A 15,692-nucleotide genomic window follows, 5' to 3' on the forward strand; every position below is an offset into this window, starting at 1 on the left:
ACGAAAAAAGCCCGCACCAGTAACGGTGCGGGCTTCGAGGTGCTGACGGACGCTTGGGACTTAGACCGTGACGGTCGCTGCGACGTCGCTGAACTCGGCGATCTGGTCGAAGTTCATGTAACGGTAGACATCGGCGGCCTTCGCATTGACGGCCTGCACCTGCTCCATGTACTCGCCGACGGTCGGAATCTTGCCCATCAGCGCACACACGGCGGCGAGTTCCGCCGAGCCGAGATACACGCGGGTATCGATACCGAGGCGGTTCGGGAAGTTACGCGTCGAGGTCGACATCGCGGTCGAACCCTTGCGGATCTGCGCCTGGTTACCCATGCACAGCGAGCAGCCCGGCATTTCCATGCGGGCGCCGGACTTGCCGAGCACCGAGTAGTAGCCTTCCTCGTTCAGGATCATCGCGTCCATCTTGGTCGGCGGCGCGATCCACAGGCGGGTCGGGATGTCCGACTTGCCTTCGAGGACCTTGCCGGCGGCGCGGAAGTGGCCGATGTTGGTCATGCACGAGCCGATGAAGACTTCGTCGATCTTGTCGCCGGCGACTTCGGACAGCAGCTTCACGTCGTCCGGGTCGTTCGGGCAGGCGACGATCGGCTCCTTGACGTCGGCCAGATCGATCTCGATCACGGCGGCGTACTGGGCGTCGGCGTCGGCCTTCAGCAACTCGGGCTTGGCGATCCAGGCTTCCATGGCCTTGATGCGGCGGCCCAGGGTGCGCTTGTCTTCGTAGCCGTTGGCGATCATCCACTTCATGAGCGTGATGTTCGAGCGCATGTACTCGATGATCGGTTCCTTGTTCAGCTGGATCGCGCAGGCGGCAGCGGAACGTTCGGCGGCGGCGTCGGACAGCTCGAACGCTTGCTCGACCTTCAGGTCCGGCAGCCCTTCGATTTCGAGGATGCGGCCCGAGAAGACGTTCTTCTTGCCCTTCTTCTCGACGGTCAGCAGGCCCTGCTTGATCGCGTAGTAGGGGATCGCGTTGACCAGGTCACGCAGCGTGACGCCGTTCTGCAGCTTGCCCTTGAAGCGCACCAGCACCGATTCCGGCATGTCGAGCGGCATCACGCCGGTCGCCGCGGCGAAGGCGACGAGGCCCGAGCCGGCCGGGAAGGAGATGCCGATCGGGAAGCGGGTGTGCGAGTCGCCGCCGGTGCCGACGGTGTCCGGCAGCAGCAGGCGGTTGAGCCACGAGTGGATGACGCCGTCGCCCGGACGCAGCGCAACGCCGCCGCGGGTCGAGATGAAGGACGGCAGCTCGCGGTGCATGCGCACGTCGACCAGCTTCGGGTACGCCGCGGTGTGGCAGAAGGACTGCATCACCATGTCGGCGGAGAAGCCGAGGCAGGCCAGATCCTTGAGCTCGTCACGGGTCATCGGGCCGGTGGTGTCCTGCGAGCCGACGGTGGTCATCTTGGGTTCGCAGTAGGTGCCCGGCAGGATGCCCTTGCCTTCCGGCAGGCCGCAGGCGCGGCCGACCATCTTCTGCGCGAGCGAGTAACCCTTGCCCGGATCGTTCGGCTGCGCCGGCAGGCGGAACAGCGTCGACACCGGCAGGCCCAGCGCCTCACGCGCCTTGGTCGTCAGGCCACGGCCGACGATCAGCGGGATGCGGCCACCGGCGCGCACTTCGTCGAGGATCACCGGGGTCTTGAGCTGCGATTCGGCGATCACGGCGCCGTTCTTCAGCGCGGTGACCTTGGCGGTGGCGGCGTCGATCTTCAGCTCGATCTCGTCGCCCATGTCCATCTGGTTGACGTCGAGTTCGATCGGCAGCGCGCCGGCGTCTTCCATCGTATTGAAGAAGATCGGAGCGATCTTGGAGCCGATGCACACGCCGCCGAAGCGCTTGTTCGGGACGAAGGGGATGTCTTCGCCGGTGAACCACAGCACCGAATTGGTCGCCGACTTGCGCGAGGAGCCGGTGCCGACCACGTCGCCGACGTAGGCGATCAGGTTGCCCTTCTTGGCCAGCGCTTCGAGCTGCTTGACGGGGCCGCGCGCGCCCGGCTCGTCGGCCTCGATGCCCGGACGCGGGTTCTTCAGCATCGCCAGAGCGTGCAGCGGGATGTCAGGACGCGACCAGGCATCCGGAGCGGGCGACAGGTCATCGGTGTTGGTTTCGCCGGTGACCTTGAAGACGGTCAGCTTCTGCGAGGCGGGGACTTCCGGACGCGAGGTGAACCACTCGGCGTCGGCCCAGCTCTGCATCACGGACTTGGCGTTGGCGTTGCCGGCCTTCGCGAGTTCGGCGACATCGTGGAAGTAGTCGAAGACCAGCAGGGTCTTCTTGAGGCCTTCGGCGGCCACGGTGCCGACTTCGGCATCGGCCAGCAGATCGATCAGCGGCTTGACGTTGTAACCGCCCAGCATCGTGCCCAGCAGCTCGGTGGCCTTGGCGCGCGACACCAGCGCACAGCTTTCCTCACCCTTGGACAGCTTGGCCAGGAAGGCGGCCTTGACCTTGGCAGCGTCGTCCACGCCGGCGGGAACGCGATAGGTCAGCAGCTCGACGAGGAAGGCTTCCTCGCCCTTCGGCGGGTTCTTCAGCAGGGCAACCAGATCCTCGGTCTGCTGCTTGGACAGCGGCAGTGGCGGGATGCCGAGGGCGGCACGCTCGGCGACGTGGGCACGGTAGGCTTCAAGCACGGCGGATTCCTTCCTTATTCGTGACGTTGGCTGGGCGTCGGGGCAGCGGACCCGGACGACGCCGCGAGATTATATGTCTTTTATAAGACTTGAGGTGCAATGCAACAACGATCGCGCCTCAGCGCGCGAATTCTACTCCTCCCCAAGGACTTGCGTACGCTCGCCGGCGGGCCCGTGGCGATTGCGTTCGCCCCGTCCGTCGTCTGAACCGGGCCAGGCGGCGCGGGGAACGCATCGAAGGCGCGCCGTTCCAACAGGAATCGGATATCGACATCCCGGATCACCGCCGGGCACCTCGCTCACGAACCACAAGGAAGGAGATCAACGATGCCCCAACCCGCCTTCGACACGCTCAGGACCTTCTCCACCGCTTCAGGCGCGCGCGGCCTCTTCCATTCGCTGGCGGCGCTCGAAGCCGCGGGGGTCGGCCAGGTATCGCGCCTGCCGGTGTCGCTGCGCATCGTGCTGGAAGCGGTGCTGCGCCACTGCGACGGCCGCAAGGTCACCGCGGAGCATGTGCGGCAGCTCGCGAACTGGAGCGCGAACGCGGAGCGCACGGACGAGATTCCCTTCGTCGTCGCGCGCGTGGTGCTGCAGGACTTCACCGGCGTGCCGCTGCTGTGCGACCTCGCAGCGATGCGCAACGTGGCGGCCGAGACAGGGCGGGATCCCAAGCTGATCGAACCGCTGGTGCCGGTCGACCTCGTCGTCGACCACTCGGTGCAGGTCGACCACTACGGCACCCCGCAAGCCCTGCGCCAGAACATGGAGCTGGAGTTCCGGCGCAACCGCGAGCGCTACCAGTTCATGAAATGGGGCATGCAGGCTTTCGACACCTTCAAGGTCGTGCCGCCGGGCATCGGCATCGTGCACCAGGTGAACCTGGAATACCTGTTCCGCGGCGTGCGTGGGCACGACACCGCCGACGGGCGGCTGTACTACCCGGACACGCTGGTCGGCACCGATTCGCATACGACGATGATCAACGGCGTCGGCGTCGTCGGCTGGGGCGTCGGCGGCATCGAGGCGGAAGCGGGAATGCTCGGCCAGCCGGTGTATTTCCTGACTCCGGACGTCGTCGGCGTGGAGCTGACCGGACAGCTGCGTGAAGGCGTGACCGCCACCGACCTCGTGCTCACCGTCACGGAAATGCTGCGCCGGCAGAAGGTCGTCGGCAAGTTCGTCGAGTTCTTCGGCGAAGGCACGGCGAGCCTGTCCGTCACCGACCGCGCGACGATCGCCAACATGGCGCCCGAGTATGGCGCGACCATGGGCTTCTTCCCCGTCGACGAGAAGACCGTCGCCTACATGCGCGGCACCGGGCGCACGGAAGCCGAATGCGAGCTGTTCGAAGCGTATTTCCGCGCACAGGGCCTCTTCGGCGTCCCGCGCGCGGGCGAGATCGACTATTCGACGACGCTGCGCCTCGATCTCGCGGCGATCGTTCCGTCGCTGGCCGGCCCCAAGCGCCCGCAGGACCGCATCGCGCTGAATGACATGGAGGACGTATTCGACCGCCTGTTCTCGCTGCCCGCGAGCGACAACGGCTTCGGCCAGCCGGAAGCCGCGCTCGGCACGCGCTTTCCGACCGCACTGCCCGGCGTGACGCTGGGCAACGGCGACGTGCTGATCGCGGCGATCACCTCATGCACCAACACCAGCAACCCGGCGGTGCTGATCGCCGCGGGCCTGCTGGCGAAGAAGGCCGTCGAGAAAGGGCTTTCCGTGCAGCCGCACGTCAAGACCTCCCTCGCCCCGGGCTCGCGCGTCGTCACGGACTACCTGAGCAAGGCCGGGCTGCTCGAACCGCTCGCCCAACTGGGTTTCGCACTCGCCGGTTACGGGTGCACGACCTGCATCGGCAATGCGGGGGACCTGGCGCCCGAACTCAACGACGCGATCGCCGAGCACAATGTCATCGCGGCCGCCGTGCTCTCGGGCAACCGCAACTTCGAGGCGCGCATCCATCCCAACCTGCGCGCCAACTTCCTCGCCTCGCCGCCGCTGGTCGTGGCGTTCGCGATCGCCGGGCGAGTCAACGTCGACCTCACCGAGAATCCGCTCGGCACCGGGCGCGACGGCCGGCCCGTCTATCTGCGCGACATCTGGCCGAGCTCCGAGGAAATCGCCGCGGTGCTGCCGTTCGCAATGGACCCGGCGACCTTCACGCGGCTCTACGCCGACTTCACCAAGGACCACGACCTGTGGAACGAGATCCCGGCGACCACGGGACAGGTGTATGAATGGCCGGAATCGACCTACATCGCCCGGCCGCCGTTCTTCGACGGCTTCTCCGCTCAGCCGGGGGCAGTCGGCGACATCGTCGGTGCACGCATGCTCCTGCTGCTGGGCGACTCGGTGACGACCGACCACATCTCGCCCGCCGGATCCTTCAAGGACAGCACGCCCGCCGGCCAGTGGTTGCTGGCGCGCGGCGTCGCGAAGCAGGACTTCAACTCCTACGGCTCGCGGCGCGGTCACCACGACGTGATGGTGCGCGGCACCTTCGCCAACGTGCGCGTCAAGAACATGATGCTGCCGCCGCGCGACGACGGTTCGCGCGTCGAGGGCGGCTACACGCTGCTCGACGGCCGGCAAGCCACGGTGTTCGAGGCCGCGACGGCGTACATGGCGCGCGGCATTCCGACCGTGGTGTTCGCCGGCGAGGAGTACGGCACCGGCTCCAGCCGCGACTGGGCCGCCAAGGGCACGCAGCTGCTCGGTGTGAAGGCCGTGATCGCGCGCAGCTTCGAGCGCATCCACCGCTCCAATCTCGTCGGCATGGGTATCATGCCATTGCAATTCAAGGGCGAGGATTCGTGGGAGAATCTGGGCTTGAAGGGCGACGAGACCTTCGACATCCGGGGCATCGATGCGACGCTGCAGCCGCGCCAGGACCTGATGCTGACGATTCGCCGCAGCGACGGAAGCACGCGGGAGGTCGCGGTGACGTGCCGCATCGACACGCCGATCGAAGTCGATTACTACCGCCACGGAGGCATCCTGCCCTACGTGCTGCGGGAAATTCTCGGTCGCCCGGACTGACATCCGGATATCTTCGCCATGCTCGCCATCCCCTGCCCCTGCCAATCGGGAAAATCCTTCGCCGAGTGCTGCGCACCGGTGATCGCCGGTGAAGTGCCGGCCGAATCGGCCGAAGCGCTGATGCGCAGCCGCTACACGGCCTTCACGCAGTCCAACGAGGCCTACCTGCTCGAGAGCTGGCACCAATCGACGCGCCCCACGACGCTCGACCTCGCCGGCGGGGAGCCGGCACCGAAGTGGATCGGTCTGCAGGTGCGCCAGCATCTGCAGACCGGGGATAACACGGCCATCGTCGAATTCGTCGCCCGCTACCGTGTGGGCGGGCGAGCCCATCGCCTGCACGAAACCAGCCGGTTCGTGCGCGAAGAGCACCGCTGGTATTACGTCGACGGCGAAATCCATGAATAAAGCCACACCCGCGGGGACCTGCCGCCGCCTATAATCGGTCCGCAATATGACCTTCACGTGAGCGGGCGCCCGTCCGGGGCGCTTCCGCCGCCTTGTCGCGAGACCGGCATGAACCTCGAAAAAGTCATCTTCGGCTTCTTCATCGTCCTCGCGGCGACCCTGAACTTCGGCTTCTTCGTCGGCGACCTCGACGATCCCGTGCATCACGAGATCAACGAGCTGTTCGTTGCGATCGTCGTGAACCTGATCGCGACCGTCCTCAAGCTCGGCGACCGCACGCAGATCGGCGCCATCCACCTCGCGACCAGCCTGGTCGCAGACCTGCAGCTGATCGCCGCGGCGATGGTATGGGGCTATGCCGAGCACATCGCCGGCACGGGCATGACGCCGGTGATGGTCGCGCGCGTCGTCTCGCTGGCGGGCGGCGCCCTGTTCGCCAACGTCGTGTCGGTGATCATCCTGATCGCCGAAACCATCATGCAGCGCCGTTAACGGGGTTTGCCGCGATGATGCCGCTGCTGCGCCATCAGAGCGTCTTCTTCCTGATCATGCGGCGCCTGCGCGCGCCGTTCATCCTGCTGATCGTCATCATCGCAATCTCGGTGTTCGGCCTCACGCTCGCTCCCGGCGTCGATGCGGACGGCAAGCCCGCGCACATCAGCTTCTTCCACGCGCTGTACTTCATCAGCTACACCGCGACGACGATCGGCTTCGGCGAGATCCCCTACGCCTTCTCCGATCAGCAGCGCCTGTGGGTCCTCGTCTGCATCTACCTGTCCGTGATCGGCTGGGCCTACACGGTCGGCACCGTGTTCGCGCTGCTCGCCGACCGCAACCTGCAGCAGGCGATCCGCACGCAGAGCTTCATGCGCGCGGTGCGCAACCTGCGCGAACCGTTCTACCTCGTGTGCGGATTCGGCGAGACCGGCCGGCTGATCTGCGACGCGCTCGACCGTCTCGGATTGCGCGCCGTGGTCATCGAACTGGACGACACCAAGGTCGGCGAGATCGAACTGCACGGCTACCGCGCCGACATCCCTGCCCTGTGCGCCGACGCGCGCAACCCGGAAAACCTCAAGTTCGCCGGGCTCACGCACCGCAGCTGCATCGGCGTGATCGCGCTGACCAACGACGACAGCGCCAACCTCGCGATCGCGATCGCCGCGCGCCTCCTCGCGCCCCGGATTCCCGCGCTGTGCCGTGCCGAATCGGCCGAAACGGCGGCCAACATGGCGTCCTTCGGCACGCGCCACATCATCAACCCGTTCGAGAAATTCTCCGAATACCTTGCGCTCGCGCTGCACGCGCCGGCCGCCTGGCACCTGCTGACCTGGCTCACGGGCGTGCCCGGCACGCAGATGGAACGCCAGCGCGACCCCCCGCACGGCGAATGGATCCTGTGCGGACACGGCCGCTTCGGGCGCATGCTCGCGCACGTCCTCGACCGCGAAGGCGTCCCGCTCACGATCATCGACCGCAATGCGGCCCCGCCGGCGCCGTCGGCGCGCTGGGTGCAAGGCGAAGGGACCGGTGCCCCCGCGCTCGAAGCGGCCGGCGTGCGCCGTGCGGCGGGCATCGTCGCCGCGACCGCCAACGACGTGGACAACCTGTCGACGGTGGTCACCGCACGCGAACTCAATCCGGCGCTGTTCGTGATCCTGCGCCAGAACCACTTCGCGAACAATTCACTGTTCGAGGCCTTCGATTACGACGTCAACGTGGTCCCCAGCCGCATCATCGCCCACGAATGCCTCGCGATCCTCACGACGCCGCTGCTGGTGCCCTTCCTCGAGGACATGAAGCGGCACGACGAGGAATGGTGCGGCCGGCTGCTCAGGCGCCTGACGGGAAGCTTCGGCTGGGATATCCCGGCCGTATGGAGCGAGCGCATCAACCTCAGCCGGGCCCCGGCGCTGTACCGCAAGCTGATGAAGGGCGCGACGGTCGAACTGCAGTCGCTGCTGAAATCCCCGTCAAACCGCGACGACGCCCTCGCGTGCGAAATCCTCTTGCTGCGGCGCGACGACGACGAACACCTGCTGATCCCCGAGGGCAACACCAAACTGCGACCGGGCGACGAGCTGTTGCTGGTGGGCACGGCGGAAGCCCAGAGGGAATTCGGCCTGCTGATCTCGAACGACCACGCGCTGGTCTATGTCCTCACGGGCACGGACCTTCCCGGCGGCTGGATCTGGGAGCGCCTGTCGCGCGCCCGGAACGCGCGGAGCGAGACAGCGTAGCGTCGCCGGATCATTCCGCCGCTGCCGGAATCACTCGGAAGCGACCAGCACCACCGTTTCGCCGCCGAGGCACACGGTCGCGCCCGGCCTCAATTTCGCGCGCTTGCGCGACTCCACCTTGCCATCGACCGTGACCCGCCCCGCTTCGACGGCCGCGTGGGCCTCGCCGCCGGTGCCGGTCAGCCCGGTCGCCTTCAGCAGTTGATCGAGCTGGATATATTCGCCGCGCACGGCAAACGAAACTGTCATGCATTTCTCCCGCGCAGCCGATACGCTGCGCAATTCAAATTGATCGACCGGAAGCCGTCAGCCTACACTGCCGGCTAACCGTTTGCCGTCCTATTGCCGCCACGACCATGTCCGACGACCTGCTGCAGCGGATCGACCGCACCCTCAGTCGCGCTGCCGACTCCGGCGCGCTCCTGCCCATCCGCACCGAACGGACCCCGATCCAGGACGCAGGCATCGGCTTCACGGTGCGCTGGGTGTCCACGCTCGCGCACAAGGACGCCGCGCGCGTCGAGGCCGCGGTGAAACGCGACCCGGGCTTCAATCCCTTTCTCCCGCCCGACCCGGAACTGACCGTCGGGCCGCTCGGCGAGCAACACCTCGGCGTGCTGAACAAGTTTCCCGTCATCGACCGCCACCTGCTGATCGTCACGCGCGCGTTCGAGGCACAGACGGCGCCACTGACGCGGACCGACTTCATCGCGCTCGCAACCGTGATGGCGTCGCTCGGCGGGCTCGGTTTCTACAACGGCGGCAGCGAAGCGGGTGCCAGCCAGCGCCACAAGCATCTGCAGTGGATTCCCGACGCCGAGGAAACGGCGCGCCTGGGCCTGTTCACCGATCAGCTGCCCGCCGACCTGCCTCCCTTCGCCCACGCCACCCACGCGGCGCTACCCTGGCGACACACTTTCGTGCGCCTGCCGCGCTGCGACGACGCCGTGTCGCTTGGCGAAGCCATGCACCATGCGTTCCGGAACGGCTGCGAATCGCTCGGCATCGACGCCGCGACGGACCCCATGCCGCCCTACAATTTCCTTGTGTCGCGCGACTGGATGACCGTGATCCCGCGCATCCGCGAGCGTCACGAGAACATCTCGGTCAATGCCCTGGGCTTCGCCGGCTCGTTGTTCGTGCGGCGCCCCGAGGAAATCGAGACGGTGCGCGCGATCGGCCCGCTCAGGCTGCTCGCGGCGGTCGCACGTCCGCACTGATCAGCCGGACAGCTCCGCCGCCGCAAGCGGCTGCAGAGCCGGCAGCCCGATCTGCGCGCGCAGCGCGTTGCATTTCCGATTCGGCGAGCCGTCCGCCTCATGCGACGGAAACTCGCGGCACGGCGTCGGACGCCGGTCGTAGATCGTGCACGACACCTGCTCGCCGGGCTGCCCCGCGAGCGCCACGCAGCGGCGCGGCACCTCGTTCGTCCCGTTCATGCAGCGCAGGTGCAGGTTGAGCTTTTCCGTCAATTCGGCTGGCACGAAACCGCCGGGAGCGTCGTCCGCCTCACCCCAGTAGAACGACACGCGAAAATGGACGCAGCACATGCCGCAGTCGAGACAAGGGTTGGGATCGCTCATCGCAAGTCGGTGCGCAGGACAAATTTCCGCACGATTCTACCCAAGGCATTAACGCCCTTGCAGGTTCACGGAAGGACCGGCAGTCCCTGACTCACAAGGGCGGCAAGCCGTGGCGCCGTCGCGCGCGGTCGCAGGCATCCTCGCCGATGCCGAGCGCCGCGTAGGGCGCGAAGTCGCGGCAGGGCGACGGCCGCCCGGCATAGATCGTGCAGCCGACCCGGCTGCCGACCTCGCCCGCGAGCGCGACGCAGCGCGGCGGCGCCTCGTCGGTGCCGCGCATGCGCACGAGCTCGCCGGTCACCGGAACGGTCATCGCATCGGGAACGCCGCCCGGCGTCGCACTGGCCAGCTCGGATCGGTGGAAATCGACGCGGAAGGCGGCACAACACGCCCCGCAGCGGGTGCAGTGATCGTCGCTCACGCCACGCTCCGCCTCCGTGCGCAACGCCTCACTCGACCGCGCCGCAGCACTTCTTGTACTTCTTGCCGCTGCCGCAGGGGCAGGGATCGTTGCGGCCGACCGCCGCCGGCGTGTGCATGGCGGGCTGCTCCACGGTCAGCAGCGCCGGCGCCGCCATTCCGAGCGCACGCCATTGCCCGAGCACCGTCTCGATGCAGTTCACCGCCTGCTCGAGCCACTCCAGCCGGGTGTCCTCGTCCGCCAGTTCGGCGTCGTCCGAGGCCCACGGCGCCATCAGCTCATCGAGCGCATTGCGTACGGTCTCGGCGGCAGCCGCGGGCAGTCCCGCGTCCCAGTCCTCGGGCCACAGCTCGAGGCCCTGCGCGAAGCCCTCGACCCATTCCTCGCCGATCGCGATCGTGTCGCCTTCGCTCGCCGCGTAGCAGAACGGCTCCCATCCTTCCGGCTCTCCCAGGGTGGTCGCGAGCTCGTTGTAATAGCGCCGCACCAGCCGGATCGCACGCTGCATCTGGCTGCCCGAACCGAAGGAGATCTCGTCCCCATGTGCCGACCACACCGGCGGCAGCCACTCCTCCGGCCCGATCGGCACGGGCGAAGCGAGGACGGCGGCGAGGTACCCGTCAAGCATCTCGAGGTCCATGCAGTCCTCGGGCACGACGTCCGAGGTCAGCAGTTCCTCGAGCGCCTCGAATTCCTCGTCATCGAGCAGGTGGGGGTTGTCGCTCTCTGCATTTGCAGCGGTTTCGTTCGTCATCATTTGTCTCCGGAATGCCTTTCAGCGTGCGCTATCCTCTTGCCGCACGCAAGCCTGAGCGTCGAGATCGCAGACCAGGCGGAAAAGGGTCTGGCCGGAATCGCGGTACTTGCGCTCGAACGGCGTCAGCGGCGCGGGCGCCTCGAAGGTTTCCCAAGCGACTTCGCGGCCGGTCGCCAACCCGAGCGCACACGCGAATTCCTCGATGTACACGCGCCAGTTCGTGCGGCATTCGAGCACGCCGCCCAGCCGCGGAATGAAAGGAAACACGGGATGGGCGTGCCAGCGGCGCGCAAGGTGGCCGATCTTGGGCCACGGGTTCGGATAGAGGATGTAGTGACGGGCGAGCCGCAGGCCCGCATCGCTCATCAGGCGCCAGTAATCGACGAGGTCGGCGCGCACGAAGACCATGTTCTTCGGCAGCAGCGCGTCGGGATAGGGCTTGCGGCGGTTGAGGCGATCCGCGGACTGGTCGACGCCGATCACCCAGTGATCGGGAAAGGCGCGGGCGAGCTGGATCGTGCTGTGGCCGACGCCGCAGCCGGCATCGAGGATCAGCGGCGCGTTGCGGTCCCAGCCGGCCAGGCTGGCTTCGAACGCAGCGCGATTGTAGTCCAGGCAGGGCTTGCGGAAAGGCTCGGCGAGATGGCGCTGCACATGCCGCACCAGATGCTCATGCACGCCCGACTGGGCGCTCTCGGGAATGCGCGAATTTGCGTAACTCATCGAATTCGTCCGGTTCAGGCCGCCAGCGGCAGCGCTGCGGCGGCAATGCCGTGGCGCGCCAGGGCGGCATCGATCTCGGCGGGCCTGCGCGCCGCGCGTACTTCGCGGAACAGGCGCTCGGCCTGCGGATAATTGCGACGCAGCAGGTTCAGCCACTGCTTGAGGCGGCCCGGCGAATGCTGCGGCTGCAGCCGTTCCCGAACCCGGCGCCAGAAGAGTGCGAGCAGCGGCTGCAGTTCCGCCCACTCCGCGTCGCGGTCGACCGCGCGTTCGCCTGCATCGCCCTGCGCACGCAGGCGTCGCGCGAGGAAGGGGTCGGCGACCGCCCCGCGCCCCAGCATCACGTCGGCAACCCCGCTCTCGGCGCGGCAACGCCGCCAGTCCGCCTCGGACCACACTTCGCCGTTGGCGGTCACGGGAACGTCCACCGCCTCCGCGATGCGTGCAATCCACGCCCAATGCGCGGGCGGACGGTATCCGTCGAGCTTGGTGCGCGCATGCACGACGAGGCCTTCCACGCCTCCGGCGGCGAGCGCCTGGGCACATTCGACTGCCTTCGACGTGTCCGCAACGCCCAAGCGCATCTTCGCGGTGAACGGCACCCCGGCCGGCACGGCAGCCCGCACGGCCGCGGCGATGCGATGGAGGAGTTCCGGCTCGTCGAGCAGTACCGCTCCGCCGCGATGGCGGTTCACCGTCGGAGCCGGGCAGCCGAAATTGAGGTCGATGCCCGGAGGCGCGAGTTCGGCGAGATGCGCCGCATTGTCGGCAAGGCAGGCGGGATCCGAGCCCAGCAGCTGCACGCGTACCGGCACCGACGCCCGGGTCCGCCCGCCGGACAGCAGTTCGGGGCTGATGCGTCGGTAGACGCGTTGCGGAAGGAGCGTGCCGGACACGCGCGCGAATTCGCTCACGGCCCAGTCGTAGGGACAGGCGCGGGTGAGAACGTCGCGCAAATCGGCGTCGAGCAGACCTTCCATCGGCGCGAGCAGCAGACGCACACCAACCCCCTGAAAAAAGGGGCGTATTGTACGGCCAATAGCGGCAGGACCCATAGCCGCGGGACAGCCACCCGAGGCGCCACCGTGCAGGGCGCAGACCGGCCCGCTCATCGACGGCTCCCCGCATATGAAGACAGTGCCTTGCTTGCCTTGCCGCGCCGGATCGGAGATAATCTGCGGTTTCCACCTGCTATCAGGGCGGCCACATTCACCGCCCGCTCGTTCGAGGAATCGCCATGAAAGCGGATACCCACCCGAATTACCAAGCCGTCCAGGTCACCTGCTCCTGCGGCAACGCCTTCGAAACCCGTTCGACGCTGGGCAAGCCCGTGCTGCACGTCGAAGTGTGCTCTGCCTGCCACCCCTTCTACACCGGCAAGCAGAAGATCGTCGATACCGCCGGTCGCGTCGAGCGTTTCCGCCAGAAATACGGCAGCGTTCAGCGCCTTGGCTGAACTCCGGCTTCCGGTCACGGCAAAAAAGGCAGCTTCGGCTGCCTTTTTTGTTCCTCGAAACACGGCGCGGCTGCCCGCTCCGGCTAGAATTCCGCACCCGACGTTCGGACGCCTCCGCACAATGACGGATGGCGCAACATGACATGACTGGAGAATCCTTCCGGACCTCAACAATCCGGCGGCATCTGTACGGTGCGATCGGCCTTGCGCTGCTCATCGCCCTGTACCTGCTCACCGGACTGACCGGCCACGACCCCTGGCGCGGCGACGACGCGCGCCATTTCGGCCCGATCCTGGAAATGCTGCAGGGGAACCATCTGCTGTTCCCCGCGATCGCCGGCCAGCCCGAGACGGATTTTCCACCGCTCTACTACTGGACCGGTGCGGCGTTCGCGCGCCTGCTCGCCCCGCTCCTGCCCCTGCACGACGGCGCCCGGCTGGCGACGACGCTGTTCACGGCCCTGGCGATCTTCTGGATCGCGCGCGCGGCGACCCGCCTCTACGGCCGCGAGACGCGCACCCCCGCGGCGCTGCTGACCCTCGGCACGCTGGGCCTGGTGCTGCACGCACATGAAACGCAGCCGATGATCGCGCTGATGGCGATGCAGGCGCTCACGCTGGCGGGCCTCTCGCACATCCCGACGCGCCCGGTGCTCGGCGGCGTCCAGGCCGGGCTGGGTGCCGCCCTCGCCTTCCTCGCCGGCGGCCTGCCGGGCATCCTGCTCACGCTGCCGCTCTTCCTCGTCGTCATCGCCTGCAGTCCCGAATGCCGCAATCCGCGCGCCAGCAGCGGGCTGATCATCGGCCTGAGCCTCGCGATCGGGGCGTCGGCGCTATGGCCGCTGGTGCTGCATTACCAGTCCCCCGACCTGCTCGTGCTGTGGTGGCGCACCGAGTGGCGCAACCTTTGGGCGGAGGCGATGAGCGGCAACGAGCTCACGCGTCTCGTCGAACTCCTCGGCTGGTTCGCCTGGCCGCTGTGGCCCATCACGCTGTGGTCGTTCTGGCGCACACGCCGCCATCTGCTGCGCGCGTCCTCGCTGCTGCCGATCGCCGCCCTCGTGCTCGCCCTGGCCTGGATCATCCTGAACGGCAGCCTCAGCCCGGCGTCGATGCTGCCGCTCGTGCCGCCACTCGCGCTGCTCGCGGCGTCGGGCGTGCCGACCCTGCGTCGCGGCGCGGCAAACGCGTTCGACTGGTTCGGCATCATGACCTTCGGCGTTTTCGCAGTGTTGGTATGGATCGCATGGAGCGCGCAGGTCTTCCTGTGGCCGCCCGGACTCGCGCGTCACCTCGTGCGCGTCGCGCCCGATTTCGCCGTGCGTGCGCCGGAGATATCGGCGATCACCGGCATCGTCATCGTCTCCGCGTGGGTGCTGCTGATGCTGCGGCTACCGCGCTCGCCGAACCGCGCACCGGCGAACTGGGCACTCGGCATGACGATGCTGTGGTGCCTCGCGATTGCGCTGCTCAAGCCCTGGTTCGACCATGACCGCAGCTACCGTCCGGCCGCCACGTCGCTGAAGATCGCGCTGGCAGGCGAGCGCGCGGACTGCGTCGCGATGATGGGCCTGTCGGCCAGCCAGCGCGCCTCCTTCCATTACTTCGCCGGAATCCGGCCCGAGCGGGTGGTCAACAACGAGACGCCGTGCGGCTTCCTGCTGGTCTTCGACGATCGCGGCAACACCCAGAAACCTGAACAGGAATGGCAGCAGATCTGGGAATTCCGCCGCGGCGGAGGACGACAGCAGGAAATCTTCCGCCTGTACCGGCGCGACTGAGCCCGCGCCGCAGCCGGCGATGCCGCGCGCCGGCAAGGGGCGCGCGGCTCGTGCAAGGCGCTCAACCTTCGAGGCGCAGGAAGTTGTCGCGATAGTGGCGCAATTCGCCGATCGATTCGTAGATGTCCGACAGCGCCTCGTGCTTGCCCTTCTTGACGACCCCCTTGTAGACCTCGGGACGCCACCGGCGCGCGAGTTCCTTCAGCGTCGACACGTCCAGATTGCGGTAATGGAACCACGCCTCGAGCTGCGGCATGTAGCGGGCAAGGAAGCGGCGGTCCTGGCACACGGAGTTGCCGCACATCGGCGAGGTACGCGCCGGCACATACTCCTGCAGGAAGGCGAGCATCTGCGCTTCGGCATCCGCCTCGCCGACCGTCGACGCCTTCACGCGATCGGTCAGGCCGGACTTGCCGTGCGTGTCGCGATTCCACTGATCCATCCGGTCGAGCACGCTGTCGGGCTGATGCACCGCGATCACCGGCGCTTCCGCAACGGTGTTGAGCTGCGAATCGGTGATCACGATCGCGATCTCGATGATGCGATCGGTATCGGGCTCGAGGCCGGTCATTTCCATGTCCAGCCAGATGAGGTGATTCTGATCCTGTGCCATAATCGTC

General features: G+C 67.4%; 15 protein-coding genes. 7 read left to right on the plus strand and 8 right to left on the minus strand.

Going from position 1 to position 15,692, the window contains the following annotated elements; genetic code table 11:
• Positions 1-60 precede the first annotated feature (60 nt).
• Positions 61-2,658, minus strand: coding sequence for a bifunctional aconitate hydratase 2/2-methylisocitrate dehydratase (locus BW991_RS05330; protein ID WP_076601074.1), 2,598 nt, complete (start codon positions 2,656-2,658; stop codon positions 61-63).
• A 327-nt stretch (positions 2,659-2,985) separates the two neighbouring features.
• On the opposite strand from BW991_RS05330, the gene acnA reads away from it, so the two are divergent.
• The 4 genes from acnA (at position 2,986) to BW991_RS05350 (ending at position 8,351) form a co-directional block, all read left to right on the plus strand.
• Complete coding sequence (acnA, locus tag BW991_RS05335; RefSeq protein WP_076601075.1) at positions 2,986-5,703, plus strand: aconitate hydratase AcnA; 2,718 nt, start codon at positions 2,986-2,988, stop codon at positions 5,701-5,703.
• Between the two features lie 18 nt (positions 5,704-5,721).
• Positions 5,722-6,111 (plus strand): YchJ family protein, encoded by a 390-nt coding sequence (locus BW991_RS05340; RefSeq protein ID WP_076601076.1) that lies wholly within the window; start codon positions 5,722-5,724, stop codon positions 6,109-6,111.
• Between the two features lie 108 nt (positions 6,112-6,219).
• A complete protein-coding gene (locus tag BW991_RS05345) occupies positions 6,220-6,603 on the plus strand; it encodes a DUF6394 family protein (protein ID WP_076601077.1) in 384 nt (127 codons plus the stop codon).
• A gap of 14 nt (positions 6,604-6,617) precedes the next feature.
• On the plus strand, positions 6,618-8,351 hold the full coding sequence (locus tag BW991_RS05350) for an NAD-binding protein (RefSeq protein WP_076601078.1): 1,734 nt from the start codon (positions 6,618-6,620) through the stop codon (positions 8,349-8,351).
• A 30-nt stretch (positions 8,352-8,381) separates the two neighbouring features.
• Here the strand turns inward: BW991_RS05350 and BW991_RS05355 are convergent, their stop codons facing one another.
• Complete coding sequence (locus tag BW991_RS05355; RefSeq protein WP_050416550.1) at positions 8,382-8,600, minus strand: RNA-binding S4 domain-containing protein; 219 nt, start codon at positions 8,598-8,600, stop codon at positions 8,382-8,384.
• Positions 8,601-8,707: 107 nt separating this feature from the next.
• Here BW991_RS05355 and BW991_RS05360 point away from each other — a divergent pair, with 107 nt between their 5' ends.
• Positions 8,708-9,571: an ATP adenylyltransferase family protein gene (locus BW991_RS05360; RefSeq protein WP_076601079.1), complete on the plus strand. Its 864-nt coding sequence runs from the start codon at positions 8,708-8,710 to the stop codon at positions 9,569-9,571.
• Here the strand turns inward: BW991_RS05360 and BW991_RS05365 are convergent, their stop codons facing one another.
• The 5 genes from BW991_RS05365 to BW991_RS05385 all read right to left on the minus strand — a co-directional run bounded on the left by BW991_RS05365 (position 9,572) and on the right by BW991_RS05385 (position 12,836).
• Entirely contained in the window at positions 9,572-9,934 is a 363-nt protein-coding gene (locus BW991_RS05365; protein ID WP_076601080.1) for a YkgJ family cysteine cluster protein, read from the minus strand.
• A 91-nt stretch (positions 9,935-10,025) separates the two neighbouring features.
• Entirely contained in the window at positions 10,026-10,355 is a 330-nt protein-coding gene (locus BW991_RS05370; RefSeq protein WP_076601353.1) for a YkgJ family cysteine cluster protein, read from the minus strand.
• 28 nt (positions 10,356-10,383) lie between these two features.
• Positions 10,384-11,109: a UPF0149 family protein gene (locus BW991_RS05375; protein ID WP_076601081.1), complete on the minus strand. Its 726-nt coding sequence runs from the start codon at positions 11,107-11,109 to the stop codon at positions 10,384-10,386.
• 21 nt (positions 11,110-11,130) lie between these two features.
• Positions 11,131-11,835, minus strand: coding sequence for a tRNA (guanine(46)-N(7))-methyltransferase TrmB (gene trmB, locus BW991_RS05380; RefSeq protein ID WP_076601082.1), 705 nt, complete (start codon positions 11,833-11,835; stop codon positions 11,131-11,133).
• Positions 11,836-11,849: 14 nt separating this feature from the next.
• Entirely contained in the window at positions 11,850-12,836 is a 987-nt protein-coding gene (locus BW991_RS05385) for a tRNA dihydrouridine synthase (protein WP_076601083.1), read from the minus strand.
• Between the two features lie 236 nt (positions 12,837-13,072).
• On the opposite strand from BW991_RS05385, the gene rpmE reads away from it, so the two are divergent.
• Together rpmE and BW991_RS05395 are read left to right on the plus strand one after the other, a co-directional pair.
• Positions 13,073-13,291, plus strand: a complete 219-nt coding sequence (gene rpmE / locus BW991_RS05390; RefSeq protein WP_076601084.1) for a 50S ribosomal protein L31 — start codon at positions 13,073-13,075, stop codon at positions 13,289-13,291.
• A 143-nt stretch (positions 13,292-13,434) separates the two neighbouring features.
• Positions 13,435-15,072 (plus strand): ArnT family glycosyltransferase, encoded by a 1,638-nt coding sequence (locus tag BW991_RS05395; protein WP_076601085.1) that lies wholly within the window; start codon positions 13,435-13,437, stop codon positions 15,070-15,072.
• A 61-nt stretch (positions 15,073-15,133) separates the two neighbouring features.
• Here BW991_RS05395 and orn read toward each other — a convergent pair whose 3' ends face one another.
• Positions 15,134-15,685 carry an oligoribonuclease gene (gene orn, locus BW991_RS05400; protein ID WP_076601086.1) on the minus strand — a complete coding sequence of 184 codons (552 nt, stop codon included), beginning with the start codon at positions 15,683-15,685 and terminating at the stop codon, positions 15,134-15,136.
• Between the last annotated feature and the right edge of the window lie 7 nt (positions 15,686-15,692).

The sequence above is a fragment of the Aromatoleum tolulyticum genome (genome assembly GCF_900156155.1).
Taxonomy (GTDB): domain Bacteria; phylum Pseudomonadota; class Gammaproteobacteria; order Burkholderiales; family Rhodocyclaceae; genus Aromatoleum; species Aromatoleum tolulyticum.